We start from the raw sequence: 18,672 nt of genomic DNA on the forward strand, positions 1-18,672 counted from the left end.
TCATAGCCCTTTCATAGCCTGCTGAGACGAATCGCCTACTGGCGTGCGGCATTATTCGAACGGGAGGGGTGCAATAAGGGTTGCGTCCGCGCGCGTCGAGCACACTGTGGTGCCGGCAAGCGACGAGACGCAGAGGGCCCAATCGCGATGCGCACGCCCAGGGTGCTGCGATCCGCAGCACAGCGCGGCGACACCAGGGGGCGGTGCCGGAAAACGAGGGGGCAGGGCATTGATGAACGAGCACAAGGGAACTACTCGGCGCATCGGCGCCGGACGGCGGCTGTTGAGCAACCCGCGACAAGCCCGTGCGGCGTTGCGCGCGGGGTTTCACTCGTTGCCCGCCATGCCGATCGGCCAGCTGTTCCGCCGGATACCACCGGTCGATTCGGCCCCGAACGCGGAACCCGTGGCCGCCCAACAACTCAACGAGTCCAGCGGGCAGCGCCTGGCGGTGGGCAACGGCGCATCGTTCGCCGGCTACACGATTTTGCGGCAGCTCGGTGCGGGCGGCATGGCCGAGGTCTACCTGGCGTTGCATCCCCGGCTGCCCCGCCGCGACGTGATCAAGGTCCTCGCCGAGGCGGTGACCGCCGACCCCGAGTTTCGCGAAAGATTCAATCGCGAGGCCGATCTCGCCGCGACGCTGTGGCACCCGCACATCGTGGGTGTGCACGACCGGGGCGAATTCAACGGGCACCTGTGGATTTCGATGGACTACGTCGAGGGCACCGACGCCTCCCGGCTGGTCAAGGAGAACTACGCCGAGGGGATGCCCATCCACGAGGTGTGCGCCATCGTGCAAGCGGTGGCGGGCGCGCTGGACTACGCCCACGACCGTGGACTGCTGCACCGCGACGTCAAGCCGGCCAACATCCTGCTCACCCATCCCGAGGCGGGAGAGCGCCGAATCCTGTTGGCGGACTTCGGGGTCGCGCGCCACCTGGGTGACATCAGCGGGATCACCGAGACCAACGTCGCCGTCGGAACCGTGGCGTACGCCGCGCCCGAGCAGCTGACGGGTTCGCCCATCGACGGCCGGGCCGATCAATACGCTTTGGCCGCAACGGCTTTCCACCTGCTCACCGGGGCGCCGCCGTTTCAGCATTCCAACCCGATCGCGGTGATCAGCCAGCACCTGCATCAGGAACCGCCGCGGCTCAGCGATTTTCGCCCCGACCTCGCCGAGCTCGACGAGGTGTTCGCCCGGGCCCTCGCCAAGCGCCCCGAGGACAGGTTCGACCGGTGCCGCGCGTTGGCCACCGCCGTCAGCGAGTCGTCCGGGGCCGCCTCCGAGTTCGGCCGTGGCGTCGCGCCCCGCGCCGTGGTGGCGACGGAGCATCGCCGGCGCGGTCCCGCCGGCGTCATTGCCGTTCTGGGCCACCGTTTTTCGTCGAAAACCCGATGGGCGGCCGCGCTGGTGTGTGCGGTACTGATCGCCGTCGCGGCGACCTGGTCGATCCTCTACTCCTTCCAGCCCGGCCCGCCGCCGAGCAACCCGGCGCTCGCCTCCAAGCCGTCGGTGCCGGCCGCGAGTGCCGCGCCCACCGCGGGCGGACCCGTGCTCAACGGGACGTATCGGCTGGCCTACGACCAGGCCAAGCGCACCACCAACGGCATCTCGATCCGGCACGACGGCGCCGCCACCAACTGGTGGGCCTTCCGGTCGGTGTGCACCACCAACGGATGTGCGGCCACCGGCACCCAGCTGGACGACGCCACTCACCAGGTGGCCAACACCACCGATGGCGGACAGACCGACACCCTGCGCTTCGTGGGCGGCTACTGGCAGGGTGCGCCCGTGCAGCAGCGGGTGGGCTGCACCCAGCCCAACGGTCAGGTGCGGGCCACCCAGCAGGAAACCGTCGCCTGGTCGCTGGCGCCGCAGGCGGACGGCACGCTGCGCGGCACGGAGACCGAGACGGTGCTCAGCAACGAATGCGGGGCCCAGGGAGCGGTGGTGCGGGTGCCGGTGGTGGCCACCCGGGCGGGCGATGCGCCCGCGAAGGTGGCGCTGGGCGATCCCACCCAGGTCATCAACACCTCGACCACCGCGTCGGCACCGGCGCCGCCGGTGCTCGGCGGGTTGTGCAGCGACGTCGGCAAGGTGGCCTACGACCCGACCAACAACGAGCAGATCGTCTGCGAGGGCAGCAGCTGGGCCAAGGCGCCGATCACGATGGGCGTGCACGCCGCGGGCAGCTCCTGCGACCGGCCGGGCACCTCGGTGTTCGCCATGAGCACGTCCAGCGACGGTTATCTGCTGCAATGCGATCCGGTCACCCGGACCTGGACGCGTCCGGCGGGGTAGTCGGTCTCGCGGGGCGGGTCGGTCTCCAGGTACCACGACGTGAGTTTCAAACTCGCTAGCGCATGCGCTGGCACGTTTGGGGTAAGCGTTGTCCTTCCGGACAGGTATGGACGTGACGGATGTGGCGAAGGTGCCCCGCCGACCTGGTAAAACCACCGCCACGGCACTTGTCGGTGATCGGTTCTACCCTGGTGGCATGGCATTCGCCACGGAACATCCCGTAGTAGCGCATTCGGAGTACCGCCCGGCCGAAGAGGCCGTGGAGGGGTTGGTGCGCGTCGGCGGCCGCTTCGAGGTCGTCAGCCCGCACCAACCCGCCGGGGATCAGCCGGCCGCCATCGAGGAGCTGGAACGCCGGATCAGGGCGGGGGAGCGCGACGTCGTGCTGCTCGGCGCCACCGGCACCGGCAAGTCGGCGACCACCGCCTGGCTCATCGAGCGGCTGCAGCGGCCCACCCTGGTGATGGCGCCCAATAAGACGCTGGCCGCGCAGCTGGCTAACGAGCTGCGAGAGATGTTGCCGCACAACGCTGTTGAATACTTCGTCTCGTACTACGACTACTACCAGCCCGAGGCGTACATCGCGCAGACCGACACCTACATCGAGAAGGACAGCTCGATCAACGACGACGTGGAACGGCTGCGGCACTCCGCGACGTCGTCGCTGCTGTCGCGCCGCGACGTGGTCGTGGTGGCGTCGGTGTCCTGCATCTACGGCCTGGGCACCCCGCAGTCGTATCTGGACCGCTCGGTCGAGCTCCGGGTCGGCAACGAGGTGCCCCGGGACGGTCTGCTGCGGTTGCTGGTCGACGTTCAGTACACCCGCAACGACCTGTCGTTCACCCGCGGCTCGTTCCGGGTGCGCGGCGACACGGTGGAGATCATCCCGTCCTATGAAGAGCTGGCGGTGCGCATCGAATTCTTCGGCGACGAGATCGAGGCGCTGTACTACCTGCACCCCCTGACGGGTGACGTCATCCGCCAGGTCGACTCGCTGCGGATCTTCCCGGCCACCCACTACGTCGCCGGCCCGGAGCGGATGGCGATGGCGATCTCGACGATCGAAGCCGAGCTGGCCGAGCGGCTGGCCGAGCTGGAGGGCCAGGGCAAGCTGCTCGAGGCGCAGCGGTTGCGGATGCGCACCAACTATGACATCGAGATGATGCGCCAGGTCGGCTTCTGCTCGGGCATCGAAAACTACTCAAGGCACATCGATGGCCGGGGCCCGGGCTCACCGCCGGCCACGCTGCTGGACTACTTCCCGGAAGACTTCCTGCTGGTCATCGACGAATCGCACGTCACCGTCCCGCAGATCGGCGGGATGTACGAGGGCGACATGTCGCGCAAACGCAACCTGGTCGAATACGGCTTCCGGCTGCCGTCGGCGTGCGACAACCGCCCGCTGACCTGGGAGGAGTTCGCCGACCGGATCGGGCAGACGGTGTACCTGTCGGCCACCCCCGGTCCCTACGAGCTCAGCCAGTCCGGTGGCGAGTTCGTCGAGCAGGTGATCCGGCCCACCGGCCTGGTCGACCCGAAGGTCGTCGTCAAGCCGACCAAGGGCCAGATCGACGACCTGATCGGCGAAATCCGCAAGCGCACCGAGGCCGACGAGCGGGTGCTGGTGACCACGCTGACCAAGAAGATGGCCGAGGACCTCACCGACTACCTGCTGGAGATGGGCATCCGGGTGCGCTACCTGCACTCCGAGGTCGACACGTTGCGCCGGGTCGAGCTGCTGCGTCAGCTGCGGCTGGGCGAATACGACGTGCTGGTCGGCATCAACCTGCTGCGCGAGGGGCTGGACCTGCCCGAGGTGTCGCTCGTGGCGATCCTGGACGCCGACAAGGAGGGCTTCCTGCGGTCATCGCGCAGCCTGATTCAAACCATCGGCCGCGCCGCCCGCAACGTCTCCGGTGAGGTGCACATGTACGCCGACACCATCACCGACTCGATGAAAGAGGCCATCGACGAGACCGAACGGCGTCGGGCCAAGCAGGTCGCGTACAACGAGGAGCACGGCATCGACCCGCAGCCGCTGCGCAAGAAGATCGCCGACATCCTCGACCAGGTCTACCGCGAGGCCGACGACAGCGAGACCGTGGAGATCGGCGGGTCGGGCCGCAACGCGTCCCGTGGCCGGCGGGCGCAGGGCGAGCCCGGTCGCGCCGTCAGCGCCGGGGTGTTCGAGGGCCGCGACACGGCCAGCATGCCGCGCGCCGAACTAGCCGACCTGATCAAGGACCTGACCGCGCAGATGATGGCCGCCGCGCGCGACCTGCAATTCGAGCTGGCGGCCCGGTTCCGCGACGAGATCGCCGACCTGAAAAAGGAACTGCGGGGGATGGACGCCGCCGGCCTGAAATGAGTTTGCTGGCAACCGATCTGCGGCTGTTGTCGCCGCGGCACCCCATACGGTGGAGGAGTGACCGACGCGGCGACTATCACCGGCGGCTGGCGTGAGCTGCTGGGCCCGAGGTATCTGAGGACTTCCATCCTGCTGGCCGGCGGGGTAGCGCTCTACGCCACCAACGAGTTCCTGACCACCAGCTTGTTGCCCAACACCATCGCGGAAATCGGCGGCAGCCGGCTCTACGCGTGGGTGACGACCCTGTATCTCGTCGGGTCGGTGGTCGCGGCGACGATGGTCAATCCGATGCTGCTGCGCATCGGCGCGCGTTCGTCATACATGCTGGGCCTCGTGGTGTTCGGCGTCGCCAGCCTGGTCTGCGCCGCCGCCCCGACCATGCATGTTTTGATTGCTGGCCGGGCGATGCAGGGGGTGGCCGGCGGCTTGCTGGCCGGGCTGGGTTATGCGGTCATCAACTCCGCCCTGCCCCGCTGGTTGTGGACGCGGGGCTCGGCGCTGGTGTCGGCGATGTGGGGCGTGGCGACCGTGGTCGGGCCCACGACGGGCGGCCTGTTCGCGCAGTTCGGCATCTGGCGCTGGGCGTTCGTCGCGATGGCCGTCCTGACCGTGCTGATGGCCCTGTTGGTGCCGGTCGCGCTGGCCCGGGTCAGCCCGACGACCGGCATCCCGAGGATGAAGGTGCCGGTCTGGTCGCTGCTGATCATCGGCGTGGCCGCGCTGGCCGTCAGCGTCGCGCAGATTCCGCACAACACCGTCGCGACGTTCGGGCTGCTTGCGGCCGGCATCGTGCTGGTGGGCGTGTTCGTGATCGTCGACTGGCGCATGCACGCGGCCATCCTGCCGCCCAGCGTGTTCTCGCCCGGGCCGCTGAAGTGGATCTACCTGACCATGGGCGTGCTGATGGGCGCGGCGATGGTGAACACCTACGTGCCGCTGTTCGGGCAGCGGCTGGCCCATCTGACGCCGATCGCGGCCGGGTTCCTTGGGGGCGGCGCTCGCCCTCGGCTGGACGGTCAGCGAGATCGTCAGCGCATCGCTGGAGAACCCACGAACCATCGGGTGGGTGGTCATGGTGGCGCCGCTGGTGGCCGCGTCCGGCCTGGCATTGGGGGCGGTGGCCCGGCGCGGCGACGGGTCGGCCGGCACCGCCGCGCTGTGGGCGGTCGCGCTGCTGGTCGCCGGCATCGGGATCGGGATGGCCTGGCCGCACCTGTCGGCCCGCGCGATGGCGTCGGTCGCCGACCCGGCCGAAGGCGGCGCGGCTTCCGCGGCCATCAACACCGTCCAGCTGACCTCCGCGGCGATCGGCGCAGGATTGGCGGGCGTCGTCGTCAACACCGCCACCGGCGGCGAGGGGATGGCCGCGCACCTGCTCTTTACGGTGTTCACCGCGTTGAGCGCCGCCGGCGTGGCGGTGTCCTACGCCGCGACGCGCGCCACCCGCCAAGCCCAGCCGGTCGGCACCGGGCGTTGAGCTCGGTCGGCGGCGAAATCACCGCGTGGACTTGACAACCTGCGAGTAGTGGAATTGCCACCGTTCGACGATGTGGAAGCCGAGGTAGCCCGGGAATCGGTACGCCGGGGCGCGCCCGAACGCGGATCCGGGCGGTAGCGATGGGCCGGCTTGATGGTCCGGCAGCGAATTGTCCCTATTGGTGATCGTCCAGATCGCCGGGCATTTGTTGATTTTGGCGGTCGTCAGCCACACGGCGACGTGCCCGTCCCACAGCGATCCGACCTTCGGCCCGTAGACGCCGCGCTCGACGTCGATCAACGACCGGAAGGCCGCCGGCCGGGTGGCCAGCAGCGCGCGAATCGGGCCGGGCTTCCACGGGACGGTGTTGTCCACCATCAGGCAGTCGCCGGGGGCCGCGTGCGAGCTGATCAGATCGGCCACCTGGCTGTAGTCCCAGCCCTCCTTGGCGTACGGCCACCGTTGCACGAACAGGTAATTCGGCACGGCGGCGACGGCGAACAACAGCACCGCGCCGGCGATCGGCCACGGCCGGCGGGCGACGGTGACGATGCAGACGGCCAAGACGACGGCCATCGCGGGTGCGGTGAAGATCAGGTAGCGCGGGTAGTAGATCGGCTCGATGACGGCCGAATACACGACGACCAGCGCGGTGGGAATCACCATCCACGCCGTGGCGATGACCAGCAACCGGCGGAGGTCGCCGGCCGGGGCCGGCACGCCGGCCAGCCGGGTCGCGACCGCCGCGACGATCAGCACCGCGCCGGCGATCGCGAACGCCACGCTGTGGTCGAAGTACTGGCGCAAGATGATGTCGAAGGCGTAATGCCAGCTGACGGGATAGATCCAGTTCACCTGCCACACCTGGTGGTGCGCGAACAGGATGAACGGCGTCATGGCCGCCACCGCGGCAACGGAGCCGGCGGTCCACCAGAGCGCCGGAGCTTTGCGCGCGCCCTTCGGGGCGAGCAGCGGCAGCAGGGCGCCGTACACCGGCACCAACAGCACCAGGTTGAGGTTGAGCAGGATCGCCAGCATCAACCCCAGCGCGTACCAAACCCAGCCGCGCGGCCGGTTGCGCCGAACGGCGGCGACGAACAACACCGTCAGCCACACCGCCGCGGCGGCCACGAAGGCGTACGGCCGGGCCTCCATGCCCGCCCAGGTGGTGCGCGGCAGGATGGCGAAGACCGCCCCCGCGCAGACCGCGGTGGGCCGGGTGGAGAACTGCCTGGTGAAGACCGTGACCCCGGCCGCGGCGGCACCGACGGCCAGCGAGCTCGGGAAACGCGACCAGAACTCGGTGGGCGGGAACAGGGCGAACCAGCCGTGCATCAGCAGGTAGTACGCCCCGTGGACGGCGTCGATGTGGCTGAGCAACCGCCACAACTCCGGCAGTGTCCGGCTCGCCGATGCCGATATCGTCGCCCCCTCGTCGAACCACAGCGACGGCCGACAGGCCCAGGCGGCGCTGACAACGGTGGCGAACAGGGCGATCGTGCAGGGATCCAGCAACCTGCCGCGCGTGCCCCCGGGCCCGGGCTCGGCGCCGACATCCCCGGCGCGCGGCTCGAGAGTGGGCTCGAGGGTGGGCATGGACATGATGGTTGTTACTTTAGGGCGCGGCTCATGTAACGGCTCACAAACTGCGCCCGGCGCATTCATTGTTCGTGCCGACATTGGCGAAAAGCGGCTTAATGCAATGCCTTCCATGGTGGCCGCACGCTTTTGATTGTTTTGCCATTGCCGATATTGTCCGTTGGCCCAGCCAGTGACCGCAAATAGCGGGCGCGCCACGCCGCGCGGTGTGGCTAATCTGCCTCCTGCGCAACGAGCAAACGCGCTACTGTCTTGGGTTGGCTGACCAACCGAAACTGGGAGGGTAAATGGGCGCCTATCGGACTGTGGTGGTAGGAACCGATGGCTCGGATTCGTCGATGCGCGCGGTAGAGAAGGCGGCACAGATCGCCGGTTCGGACGCCAAGCTGATCGTGGCGTCGGCGTATTTGCCCCAACACGAGGACGCCCGGGCGGCCGACGTCCTGCGCGACGAGAGCTACAAGGTTTCGGGGACCGCGCCGATTTACGCGATTCTGCGTGACGCCAAGGACCGCGCCCACGCCGCCGGTGCGCAGAATATTGACGAGCGCCCCATTGTCGGGGCCCCGGTCGACGCGCTGGTGCACCTCGCCGAGGAGGAACAGGCCGATCTGCTCGTGGTCGGCAACGTCGGCTTGAGCACGATCGCCGGCCGGCTGCTGGGATCGGTGCCGGCCAACGTCTCGCGTCGGGCCAAGACCGACGTGCTGATCGTGCACACCACGTCCTAGCGTCCTAGCGTCCTGGGGCCGCGCGGTTACCAGCCCCGCTCGCGCCATTCGCCCAGGTGGGGACGTTCGGCGCCCAACGCCGTGTCGTCACCGTGGCCGGGGTAGATGACGGTGGAGTCGTCATAGACGTCGAACACCCGGGTGCTGACGTCCTCGATCAGCTGGGTGAAATCGCCGGGCTGCCAAGTTTTGCCGACGCCGCCCGGGAACAGGCAGTCGCCGGTGAACAATTGGGTGACGCCGCCGGTCGCCGGGCCGTCCAGGGCCAGCGCGATCGATCCCGGGGTATGCCCGCGCAAATGGATGACGTCAAAGGTGAGCTCACCGATCTGCACGGTGTCACCGCCCGACAGCAAACGGTCCGGTTTGACCGGCAGCGGCTCCGCGTCGATCTCGTTGGCGGCGGTCGGCGCGCCGGTGGCGGCGGCCACCGCCTCCAGCGCCTGCCAGTGATCGAAGTGCTGGTGACTCGTCACGATCAGCGACACCTTCGGCGCGTGCTGCCGGATCAGGTCGATCAGGACGTCCGCGTCGTTGGCGGCGTCGATCAGCAGTGTTTCGCCGGTAGCGGAACAAGTGATCAGATAGGCATTGTTGTCCATCGGGCCGACCGAGACCTTTAGGATCGTGGCGCCGGGTAGGGTCCGGCGGGCCGCGGTGCCGGGGTCGACGTGTCCGGTGTAGTTGTCGTCCACTGCAGTCATACCGGTCACGCTACTGGTCAAAACTTGCTTGTCGGTATGGACACATAGCATGGAATGCGCCGTGCGCGATTCCGGTTCGGGATGCGCGCGGGCCTACCAGGAGGCCACGAGAAGTTGCCGGAAAGTTCTGAGAGGGGCAGCGTTGGCTGACCGTCTGATCGTCAAGGGCGCCCGCGAACACAACCTGCGCGGCGTCGATCTCGACCTGCCCCGCGACGCGCTGATCGTCTTCACCGGGCTGTCGGGCTCGGGCAAATCGTCGCTGGCCTTCGACACGATTTTCGCCGAGGGGCAGCGCCGCTACGTGGAGTCCCTGTCGGCCTACGCCCGCCAGTTCCTGGGCCAGATGGACAAGCCCGACGTCGACTTCATCGAGGGCCTGTCCCCGGCGGTGTCCATCGACCAGAAGTCCACCAACCGCAACCCGCGATCGACCGTCGGCACGATCACCGAGGTCTACGACTACCTGCGGCTGCTCTACGCGCGGGCCGGCACGCCGCACTGCCCGATCTGCGGCGAGCGGATCGCCCGGCAGACCCCGCAGCAAATCGTCGATCAGGTGCTGGCGATGCCCGAGGGCACCCGATTCCTGGTGCTCGCCCCGGTGGTGCGCACCCGCAAGGGCGAATTCGCCGACCTTTTCGAGAAGCTCAACGCCCAGGGCTACAGCCGGGTGCGGGTCGACGGCGTCGTGCACCCGTTGACCGACCCGCCGAAGCTGAAGAAGCAGGAAAAGCACGACATCGAGGTGGTGGTGGACCGCCTCACCGTCAAGGCGTCCGCCAAGCAGCGGCTGACCGATTCGGTGGAGACCGCGCTGAACCTGGCGGACGGCATCGTGGTGCTCGAGTTCATCGACCACGAACACGACGCGCACAACCGGGAGCAGCGGTTCTCCGAGAAGCTGGCCTGCCCCAACGGGCACGCGCTGGCGGTCGACGACCTGGAACCGCGGTCGTTCTCGTTCAACTCGCCCTACGGCGCCTGCCCCGAGTGCAGCGGCCTGGGCATCCGCAAGGAGGTCGACCCCGACCTGGTGGTGCCCGACCCCGAACGCACCCTGGCCGAGGGCGCGGTGGCCCCGTGGTCGACGGGCCACACCGCGGAGTACTTCACCCGGATGATGGCCGGGCTCGGCGACGAGCTGGGCTTCGACGTCGACACCCCGTGGCGCAAGCTGCCGGCCAAGGCCCGCAAGGCGATTCTCGAGGGCTCCGACCACCAGGTGCATGTGCGGTACCGCAACCGGTACGGGCGCACCCGGTCCTACTACGCCGATTTCGAGGGCGTGCTGGCGTTCCTGCAGCGCAAGATGGCGCAGACCGAGTCCGAGCAGATGAAGGAACGCTACGAAGGCTTCATGCGCGACGTGCCCTGCCCGGTGTGTGAGGGCACCCGGCTCAAGCCGGAGATCCTGGCCGTGACCTTGGCTGCGGGGGACCGGGGCGCGAAGTCCATCGCCGAGGTCTGCGAGCTGTCGATCTCGGACTGCGCGGACTTCCTGAACGCGCTCACCCTCGGCGTCCGCGAGAAGGCGATCGCCGGGCAGGTGCTTAAGGAAATCCAGTCGCGGCTGGGCTTTTTGCTCGACGTCGGGCTCGAGTACCTGTCGCTGTCACGCGCCGCGGCGACGCTGTCCGGCGGTGAGGCGCAACGCATTCGGCTGGCCACCCAGATCGGGTCCGGTCTGGTCGGTGTGCTCTACGTGCTCGACGAGCCGTCCATCGGGCTGCATCAGCGCGACAACCGCCGGCTCATCGAAACCCTCACTCGGCTAAGGGGTTTGGGCAACACGCTGATCGTCGTCGAGCACGACGAGGACACCATCGCGCACGCCGACTGGATAGTCGACATCGGCCCGCGGGCCGGTGAGCACGGCGGCAAGATCGTGCACAGCGGCACCTACAGCGAGCTTTTGGCGAACAAGGACTCGATCACCGGCGCCTACCTGTCTGGCAAGGAACGCATCGAGATGCCCGCCAGGCGGCGCCCGGTCGATAAGCGGCGGCTCACCGTCGTCGGCGCCCGCGAGCACAACCTGCGCGGCATCGACGTCTCGTTCCCGCTCGGCGTGCTCACCTCGGTGACCGGGGTATCGGGTTCCGGCAAATCGACCCTGGTGAACGACATCCTGGCGGCGGTGCTGGCCAACCGGCTCAACGGCGCCCGGCAGGTTCCCGGCCGGCACACCCGGGTCACCGGGCTGGACCACCTGGACAAGCTGGTCCGGGTGGACCAGTCACCGATCGGCCGCACGCCGCGGTCCAACCCGGCCACCTACACCGGGGTGTTCGACAAGATCCGCACCCTGTTCGCGGCCACCACCGAGGCCAAAGTCCGTGGCTATCAACCGGGCCGGTTCTCGTTCAACGTCAAGGGCGGCCGCTGCGAGGCGTGCACCGGCGACGGCACCATCAAGATCGAGATGAACTTCCTGCCCGACGTGTATGTGCCGTGCGAGGTCTGCCACGGCGCCCGCTACAACCGGGAAACCCTCGAGGTGCATTACAAGGGCAAGACCATCTCCGAAGTGCTGGACATGTCCATCGAGGAAGCGGCGGAGTTCTTCGAGCCCATCACCGGCATCCACCGCTACCTGCGCACCCTGGTCGACGTCGGGCTGGGCTACGTGCGGCTCGGCCAGCCCGCGCCGACGCTGTCCGGTGGCGAGGCGCAGCGCGTCAAGCTGGCCGCGGAGCTGCAGAAGCGCTCGACCGGGCGCACCGTCTACATCCTCGACGAGCCCACCACGGGCCTGCATTTCGACGACATCCGCAAGCTGCTCAAGGTCATCAACGGCCTTGTCGACAAAGGCAATACGGTCATCGTCATCGAACACAACCTGGACGTGATCAAGACCTCGGACTGGATCGTCGACATGGGGCCCGAAGGTGGCGCCGAGGGCGGAACCGTTGTCGCGGAAGGCACTCCGGAGGACGTCGCCGCGGTGCCCGAGAGCTACACCGGCAAGTTCCTCGCCGAGGTGATCGGCCGGAGCCCGGCGGCATCGGGCGCCCCGCAGCGATCGAACCGGCGTCGCAAAGTCACCGCCTGAGCCCGCGCGTCAACTGTTCTCGGGCTTCATCGCGTCGCGGATCTGGGCCAGCCGCTCGGCCGCGGCGCGCCGGCGTTCGTCGTACTGTTCCGAGACCGAACGGCCCTCGGCTGATTCCGCATCGAGCTCGGCGGCGCCTTGCGCCGTCGCGTAGCGGGCCTCGATCTGGTCGCGCACCGACTCGAAGGTCGGCACACCGGAGTCGTCGTACTCCGGGCCGGATCGGGCGGCGCCGGAAGTGGTGGGTTCGTCGGGCATGCCGTCACGGTACTGCCACGAGCGGCCGAAATGTCGCAACGTCCGTGGGCGGGGCCGCAGTGCCGAAATCGGCCCCGGGGCACAGTGGCAGCCCGCTGTGTCAAAACAAATGCGAGACAAGCTCGATATCGCAACATCATTGGCCGCGCAGTGCGGCCGTATTCGGCCGTTTATGTCACAATCCCCTTGGTTAATTTGTCGCGAGTCGAATTAACAAATGGCTCAAGACCCGTTCAAAAAAATTACTCGGTAGTAACCGCAAATAGGTGGAGGTCACGGATGGAAGCGGCACAACTCACGGGAATCGGGATTGACGCCCCGTGGTCGGACACCGGGTTCGGCTGGCGCGATCACGCGACGGGATGCTGGGTCACGGCGGCCACGCCGCAGGCAGAGCCCGTGCTGTGGAATCAGTACCTGGACGGCGCGCTGGACAGTTATCGGCGGCACGGGCTGGAGTGGGTGCTCGCCGTCGACCAGATTCGGGACGGCGCCGACACGGCATTGTTTTTTGTCGTGCTCGATCCACAAGGGCGGGTGGTCGGAGGCACGCGGGTGGTAGGGCCCCTGCGCTCGCCGGAAGACTCCCACGCTCTCGAGGAATGGAAAGGCAATCCGGGACTTCCCTTGCTGCGCCATATGATTTCCAACCGGCTTCCGTTTGGCGTCGTGGAGGTGAAAAGCGCGTGGACCAATTCTCGCGAATATGGCAATCGGGCGCTGTCCACGGTGCTGGCGCGTACCGCGCTGCCGATGATGACGCTGTTGGGCGTTCAGTTCGTGATGGCCACCGCGGCTGCGCACGTGCTCGAGCAGTGGCAGTCGTCCGGGGGCGTCGTGGCCAACCGGGTAACCGCGGCGGCGTATCCCACCGACGACTACCGGACCAAGGTGATGTGGTGGGATCGCCGCACCCTTGCCACACATGCCGAGCCCGGACAATTCAAGCTGATGTGCGCCGAGAACGCCGAAATCCTCAGCCGCATCTCGGCATAGCACGAAATGACGTGGTGCCGAGGCGTTCCCGGTTGCCCGCGCAAGTGTGCTGGGTCGCGGCATCCCGCCGGTGAAACCGGGAAGGCGATGTCGGGCCGGTTGGCGCGAATGTCATCATTGCGGCTATGGCTTCTCGACACACGCGATTTCGGTTCTTCTACCGGATCGGCTTCACGCCGTGGGAGGGCCACCCGATCGGCCAAGGTCTGCGGGATCTCGTCGAGGGAACTTCAGACACGCCCGCGCTGCCCACCGGGCGGGCCCTCGACGTCGGCTGCGGCACCGGGGACTGCGCCGTCTACCTCGCCCAGCAGGGCTGGCAGGTCATCGGGGTCGACTACGTCGCGAAACCGCTCGACAAAGCGCAGGCGAAAGCCGGCAAAGCCGGTGTCGCGGTCGACTTCGTGCGCGCCGACGTGACGCAGCTGAGTCAGTCCGGGATCGGAACAGGCTTCGACCTGATCGTCGACAACGGCTGCATCCACAACATGAGTGGCGCCGACCGTGACGCGTACGTCCGGGAAGTCGGCGCCGTGGCGGCACCCGGCGCGCGGCTGTTCATCGCCGCGTTCCCTCCCGGGGGCCGATTCGGCGTGCCGGGCATCGGTCACGCCGAGATCCAACAACGTTTCACGCCCGACTGGACGCTGTTGTTCACCGGCGACGAGCAGGAGCTCGACGACCGGAAGACCCCGGCGTATTACTACCTGCTCCAATATCGCGCCTGAGCGCCCGCGCGTTCGGCGGGTTTAAACCGCGTTCCCCGTTCCCGAGAACCGGGTGGTGGAGAAGTTCATCGGTATGGCGCGCTTGGCCAGGAGCGACTCCATCGCCGTGCTGTCAAGCGGGCGGGACAGCAGAAACCCTTGTGCGCGATGGCATCCCAGGCTGAGCAGCCTCTCGGCCGCCGCCACGGATTCCACCCCCTCGGCCACGACGTCGAGCCCGAACGCGTCGGCCAGGGCCATCGTCGAGCGCACGATCGCCAGGTCGCCGGCGTTGGTGTCCAGGTTCTGGACAAACCCCTTGTCGATCTTCAGCGAATCGACGGGCAGAGATTTCAGATAGGTCAGCACGCTGTAGCCGGTGCCGAAGTCGTCGATGGCGATCTGTACCCCGACGTCCTTCAATCCGAACAACGTCTGACGTGTGGCGTCGATATCTTGGACCACAACGCTTTCGGTGATTTCCAAACAGACGGTGCTGGGATCGAGCCCGAACTCGTCGAGGGTGGCCGCGACGGTGTCAACGATACCTGCGGTGACGAGCTGCACGGGGGAGACGTTGATTCGAAGCACCGTGCCGTTGCCGACACCGTGTGACCGCCAGAGCCCGAATTGCGCACACGCCGAGCGCATTACCAGACGCCCCAGTTTGGCACCGAGGTTGATCGATTCCACGACCTGGATGAACGAATCGGGCATCAGTAGCCCCAGAGTCGGGTGTTGCCAACGGATCAGCGCCTCGGTGCCCAGGATCTTCCCGGTGCGCATGTCGAACTCCGGGAGGTAGTGCAGGACCAATGCGCCGCCACCGCCCTCGATCATCCCTTCCAGGTGCAGCTCGATGTCGTTGCGGATCATGTCGGTTGTCGACATTTCCGGGCGGAAGGTCGCGACGTTGTTCCCGCCGGATGCCTTGGCCGACCGGGTGGCCTGGTCGACCCGCCGGAGCAGGTCCGACGTGGTCTCGTCCCCGGGTACGCCGGTCGCGACGCCGATACTTACGGTGCGACTGAGCATCTCACCGTCGATGGGGATCGGTAGGTGGACCCGCTCGTGCAGCGAGCTTGCGAACGTTTCGGCGGCCTCGACGTCCATGGCCCCGGCGGGCACGATGCCGAACTCGTCGCCGCCGAAGCGGGCGATGACGGAGGGAATCTCGGTGGTCTCGCGCAGCAGCGCGGCGAACTTCTCGATGAATCGATCGCCGGCGTCCTGGCCGAGGCGACCGTTGATGACCTTGAAGCGGTCTATGGCGAGGAACACGACCGAGACCGGGCCGGGCTGTCCCTTCGCGAGCCGGTCGTCGAGGTAGGCGATGAGCGCCCTGCGGTTCAGCAGTCCGGTGAGTTCGTCGTGCTCGGCGAGGTAGTGAATTTGCTGTTCGGCGACGACGCGGGCCTGCAGTTGCGCGAACAGGGCGGCGATCGCCTGTAGCGCGTTGAGTTCTTCGGATAGCCATTCCCGGTCGCCGAGCTTGCCGAAGGCGAGCGTGCCGGTGGTGACGTCGCCGGACAGCAGCGGAACGGCGGCCAGCGAGACGGCGGGAGCTCCGGTGCCCTCCTCGATCCGGTGCTGGTAGTCGGCGTTCTCGGGCTCGGGACGGACCACCTCGGGCACCTTGAGGTGTTCGGTCCGCGCGAAGATCGAGTCGGCATCGGCGAAATACACCAGACCGATCGGATCCGGGTCGGCGTTGCGTGGCGGGAATTCGGCGATGAGGCGCGTCGCGCGGATGGTGTGGTCGTTGTGGCGCAGGAAGCTGAAGTCCACCCCCAGGTCGCGAACCAGGTTGCCGAGCACGCGTTGGCTGATCGCGGCAGAGTCCGCCACGGTGGCCGCCATCAACTCGGCGGCGGCAGCGGTGACCAGGTGGTCCAGTGTGCCCGACATTGCCCTAACCGTAGCGGTAACCGGTGCGCTGCGTTTGGCATTGCATAGGGCGTCTAGCAATGATTCGCTCACGTTGACGGGCAAGTGTGATCAAGGCCGCATGAGCTCGGCGACGATGCGGTGTTTCGACGATCCGACGCGGCGCAAGGGCGTTAGCTGGTCGGCGAAACGGGCTGGCGTCGCGGTCGAATGCGAGCGGGGACCGGACCGCCGGCGATCATGGTGAAGTGCAGTGCGAGCGGAAATTCGGCATCCAGAGAGCGGATTTCGGCTCGGCGGATGAGGGTTGCCAAGGCGAGTGTCACTTCGAGCATGGCGAAATGGTCGCCGATGCAGGAGCGCGGTCCGCCACCGAACGGCAGGTATTGCCACCGATCGAGCGCCTTGAAGTTCTCCGGACTGAACCGCTCGGGGTCGAACCGAAGTGGATCCTGCCAAAGTTGCGGGTCGCGCTGTACGGCCATCCGCCCGACGATGAGCATGGTGCCCCTCGGCACCCGATAGCCGGCCACCGCGACGTCGCGGGAGGCCATGCGCGTGCCGGTGGGGGCCGGCGGGCACAGGCGAAGCGACTCCCGTATCACCTGCATGGTGAATCCGAGCCGGGGCAGGTCGTCGGACGTCAGCGGCCGATCCGGTAAAGCCGCAACCTCGGCCGCCACCCGCTCTTGATAATCGGGGTGGTGTCCCAAAGCCCACAGGGCATAGGTCAAGGCCGTCGTGGTGGTGTCGTGGCCGGCGAACAGGAACATGACCAGCTCGTCGCAAATCTCCTTATCGGTCAACCGCTTTCCGGTCACCGGATCCTGCGCCGCGATGAGCGCGTGGACCAGCGGTGCGACTCGTGTCGGATCGGAGCGACAGTCTCGCAGGATCTCCTGCGTCAGAGCGTGCAGTTTGGCGCTTGCCGCTCGCGCGCGCCGCCGCGCCGGTGTGGGCAACCAGCGAGGCGCACGAAGCGGATTGGTCGCGCGCCTGACCGCGTAGGCCAACGCGACCCGTAGCGGCTCGACAACCTCGTCGGCCCGCTGTTCCAGGTCGAGTCCGAGCACCGATCGGCCCAGCGCGCGCAACGTTATCGTGCGGCACTCGGCGTCCAGATCGATGACGGCACCGTCCTGCCACCCCTCGCTCACCGATTGCGCCGCCTGCTCCATGTGACCGCCGAACTCGCTCACCCGCTGTTTGGTGAACACCGGCTGTAGGGTGCGCCGACGTGACTTCCATGGCTCGAAGGGAAGATCGGTGAGACTGGCGCCGATGATGTGGCGCACCTGCTCGAAGACGGGTGTGGTCTTGTCGACGGAATCGTCTTTGGTACTGAGGATGTCGCGGATGGCTTCCGGAGACGTCGCAAGCACCATCGGCGGCATCAGCCATCGCGGCCCCAAGGTGAAAAAGCTCACCCGGCCGCCGGCATCACGCAGCCTTTCCGTCCCGGTGCTGAATTCGCGCACCGCCGCGAGGCGCTGACGAAAGGGCATCGGGTTCACCGGCGGCAGGGGTAAGCACTTGATTTCGTCACTCGCCAGGGCCTGAACCACGCCTACCTCCCGCGGATAGTGATGTTGCCTACGCCGATCCGGTAGGACCGCGCAGGCCACAAGCTTGCCGGCCCCCGCTGACCGGACAAGTATTCCAGCACATCCGTTTCGACGCGGCGAATTCACCGGGCTGCCAGTGAAATTGCAGGGACGGGTTGATAATCATGTACGACAGATCGGCCCAATGCTCAACCGTCGCCAGAACCTGACCCGAAATCGGTGACACGGACTCCATGAAAGGTTGAGGGTGAACAGAATTCGGCCCCTGTGGCGGATGCCCGGCATCGTCTTGCGTGAGCGGTCGCATCCGGCAGGGCGTGAGCGTATTCCTGAGCCGATGGTGGTGGACGATCCGGAGTCCGTTGCCCAGTTTCACACCGGTGGCGGATCCAACCCGGGGATGCTCGCGGTCTACGACTTGTGCGCTCGGGCGCTCGATGCGCTGCTGCCGCCCGACGGCCACCTGCTGGACCTCGGCGTCGGGTCCGGCCGTGCGCTCAGCGCCGTGCTGCGCCGACGGCCCGACGTTCGGGCCACCGCCGTCGATCTCGCCCCGAACATGCTGTCCACGGCGCGGGAGCTGTTCGACGCCGAAGGCCTGGGGGACCGCGTCGAACTGCGTCAGGAGGACATCACGGCGCTGCCGGAGCAGATTTCAACGCGTCCGTGGGACGCCATCTCCTGCATGTGGACCCTGCATCAGCTACCGGATTTCGACACCTTGCGCGGCGCCCTCCGGCAGATCGCCGACCTCCAACGCCGCAGCGGTGCGGCAGTGTGGATTTCCGATTTTCAGCGCCTGCGGGACCCGGCGGCCGCCCCCAAGATGCTCGAGATCGCCGACCCCGCCTCGCCGGCCGTCCTGCGCCAGGACGCCATTGCAAGCGAGGCGGCGGCGTTCACCATCGCGGAACTGTCGACAGAGCTCGCCGCAGCGGGACTGCACGAAATGCATTGCGGCCACTCGACACCCGTGCCCTATCTGCAGGCGTACTGGACATTCGGGTCGCGCGGCGA

General features: G+C 67.5%; 12 protein-coding genes and 1 pseudogene. 8 read left to right on the plus strand and 5 right to left on the minus strand.

The genetic code is table 11. From position 1 onward, the window contains the following. The first annotated feature begins 232 nt into the window (after positions 1 to 232). From A5659_RS06285 to A5659_RS06295, 3 genes and pseudogenes are all read left to right on the plus strand, one after another. Positions 233 to 2,308 carry a serine/threonine-protein kinase gene (locus tag A5659_RS06285; protein WP_067179853.1) on the plus strand — a complete coding sequence of 692 codons (2,076 nt, stop codon included), beginning with the start codon at positions 233 to 235 and terminating at the stop codon, positions 2,306 to 2,308. A gap of 196 nt (positions 2,309 to 2,504) precedes the next feature. Next, positions 2,505 to 4,676 carry an excinuclease ABC subunit UvrB gene (gene uvrB, locus A5659_RS06290; RefSeq protein WP_066875913.1) on the plus strand — a complete coding sequence of 724 codons (2,172 nt, stop codon included), beginning with the start codon at positions 2,505 to 2,507 and terminating at the stop codon, positions 4,674 to 4,676. 57 nt (positions 4,677 to 4,733) lie between these two features. After that, positions 4,734 to 6,153 (plus strand): annotated as a pseudogene (locus A5659_RS06295) (MFS transporter). Positions 6,154 to 6,171: 18 nt separating this feature from the next. On the opposite strand, the gene A5659_RS06300 reads toward A5659_RS06295, so the two are convergent. Further along, the gene (locus A5659_RS06300; protein ID WP_067179856.1) at positions 6,172 to 7,755 is read right to left on the minus strand and encodes a glycosyltransferase family 39 protein; all 1,584 of its coding nucleotides are present in this window, start codon (positions 7,753 to 7,755) and stop codon (positions 6,172 to 6,174) included. A 284-nt stretch (positions 7,756 to 8,039) separates the two neighbouring features. Here A5659_RS06300 and A5659_RS06305 point away from each other — a divergent pair, with 284 nt between their 5' ends. Beyond that, entirely contained in the window at positions 8,040 to 8,483 is a 444-nt protein-coding gene (locus A5659_RS06305) for a universal stress protein (RefSeq protein ID WP_066861503.1), read from the plus strand. 26 nt (positions 8,484 to 8,509) lie between these two features. Here A5659_RS06305 and A5659_RS06310 read toward each other — a convergent pair whose 3' ends face one another. Beyond that, entirely contained in the window at positions 8,510 to 9,187 is a 678-nt protein-coding gene (locus A5659_RS06310; protein ID WP_067179859.1) for an MBL fold metallo-hydrolase, read from the minus strand. Positions 9,188 to 9,329: 142 nt separating this feature from the next. Between A5659_RS06310 and uvrA the strand changes: the two genes are divergently transcribed. Then, on the plus strand, positions 9,330 to 12,242 hold the full coding sequence (gene uvrA, locus A5659_RS06315; protein ID WP_066877183.1) for an excinuclease ABC subunit UvrA: 2,913 nt from the start codon (positions 9,330 to 9,332) through the stop codon (positions 12,240 to 12,242). 9 nt (positions 12,243 to 12,251) lie between these two features. On the opposite strand, the gene A5659_RS06320 is transcribed toward uvrA, so the two are convergent. Next, entirely contained in the window at positions 12,252 to 12,500 is a 249-nt protein-coding gene (locus A5659_RS06320) for a hypothetical protein (RefSeq protein WP_067179862.1), read from the minus strand. A 279-nt stretch (positions 12,501 to 12,779) separates the two neighbouring features. Here A5659_RS06320 and A5659_RS06325 point away from each other — a divergent pair, with 279 nt between their 5' ends. Further along, positions 12,780 to 13,496, plus strand: coding sequence for a hypothetical protein (locus A5659_RS06325; RefSeq protein ID WP_067179865.1), 717 nt, complete (start codon positions 12,780 to 12,782; stop codon positions 13,494 to 13,496). 125 nt (positions 13,497 to 13,621) lie between these two features. Next, positions 13,622 to 14,224, plus strand: a complete 603-nt coding sequence (locus tag A5659_RS06330; RefSeq protein ID WP_067179869.1) for a bifunctional 2-polyprenyl-6-hydroxyphenol methylase/3-demethylubiquinol 3-O-methyltransferase UbiG — start codon at positions 13,622 to 13,624, stop codon at positions 14,222 to 14,224. Positions 14,225 to 14,245: 21 nt separating this feature from the next. Here the strand turns inward: A5659_RS06330 and A5659_RS06335 are convergent, their stop codons facing one another. Together A5659_RS06335 and A5659_RS06340 are read right to left on the minus strand one after the other, a co-directional pair. Further along, positions 14,246 to 16,111: a bifunctional diguanylate cyclase/phosphodiesterase gene (locus A5659_RS06335; RefSeq protein ID WP_066861485.1), complete on the minus strand. Its 1,866-nt coding sequence runs from the start codon at positions 16,109 to 16,111 to the stop codon at positions 14,246 to 14,248. A 152-nt stretch (positions 16,112 to 16,263) separates the two neighbouring features. Further along, positions 16,264 to 17,655 (minus strand): cytochrome P450, encoded by a 1,392-nt coding sequence (locus A5659_RS06340; protein WP_066877176.1) that lies wholly within the window; start codon positions 17,653 to 17,655, stop codon positions 16,264 to 16,266. A 337-nt stretch (positions 17,656 to 17,992) separates the two neighbouring features. On the opposite strand from A5659_RS06340, the gene A5659_RS06345 reads away from it, so the two are divergent. After that, positions 17,993 to 18,672: class I SAM-dependent methyltransferase (locus A5659_RS06345; protein ID WP_067179872.1), on the plus strand; the 680-nt coding region annotated here is incomplete at its 3' end.

Origin of the sequence: Mycobacterium sp. 1165196.3 (genome assembly GCF_001673415.1) — a bacterium.
Classification (GTDB): domain Bacteria; phylum Actinomycetota; class Actinomycetes; order Mycobacteriales; family Mycobacteriaceae; genus Mycobacterium; species Mycobacterium europaeum_A.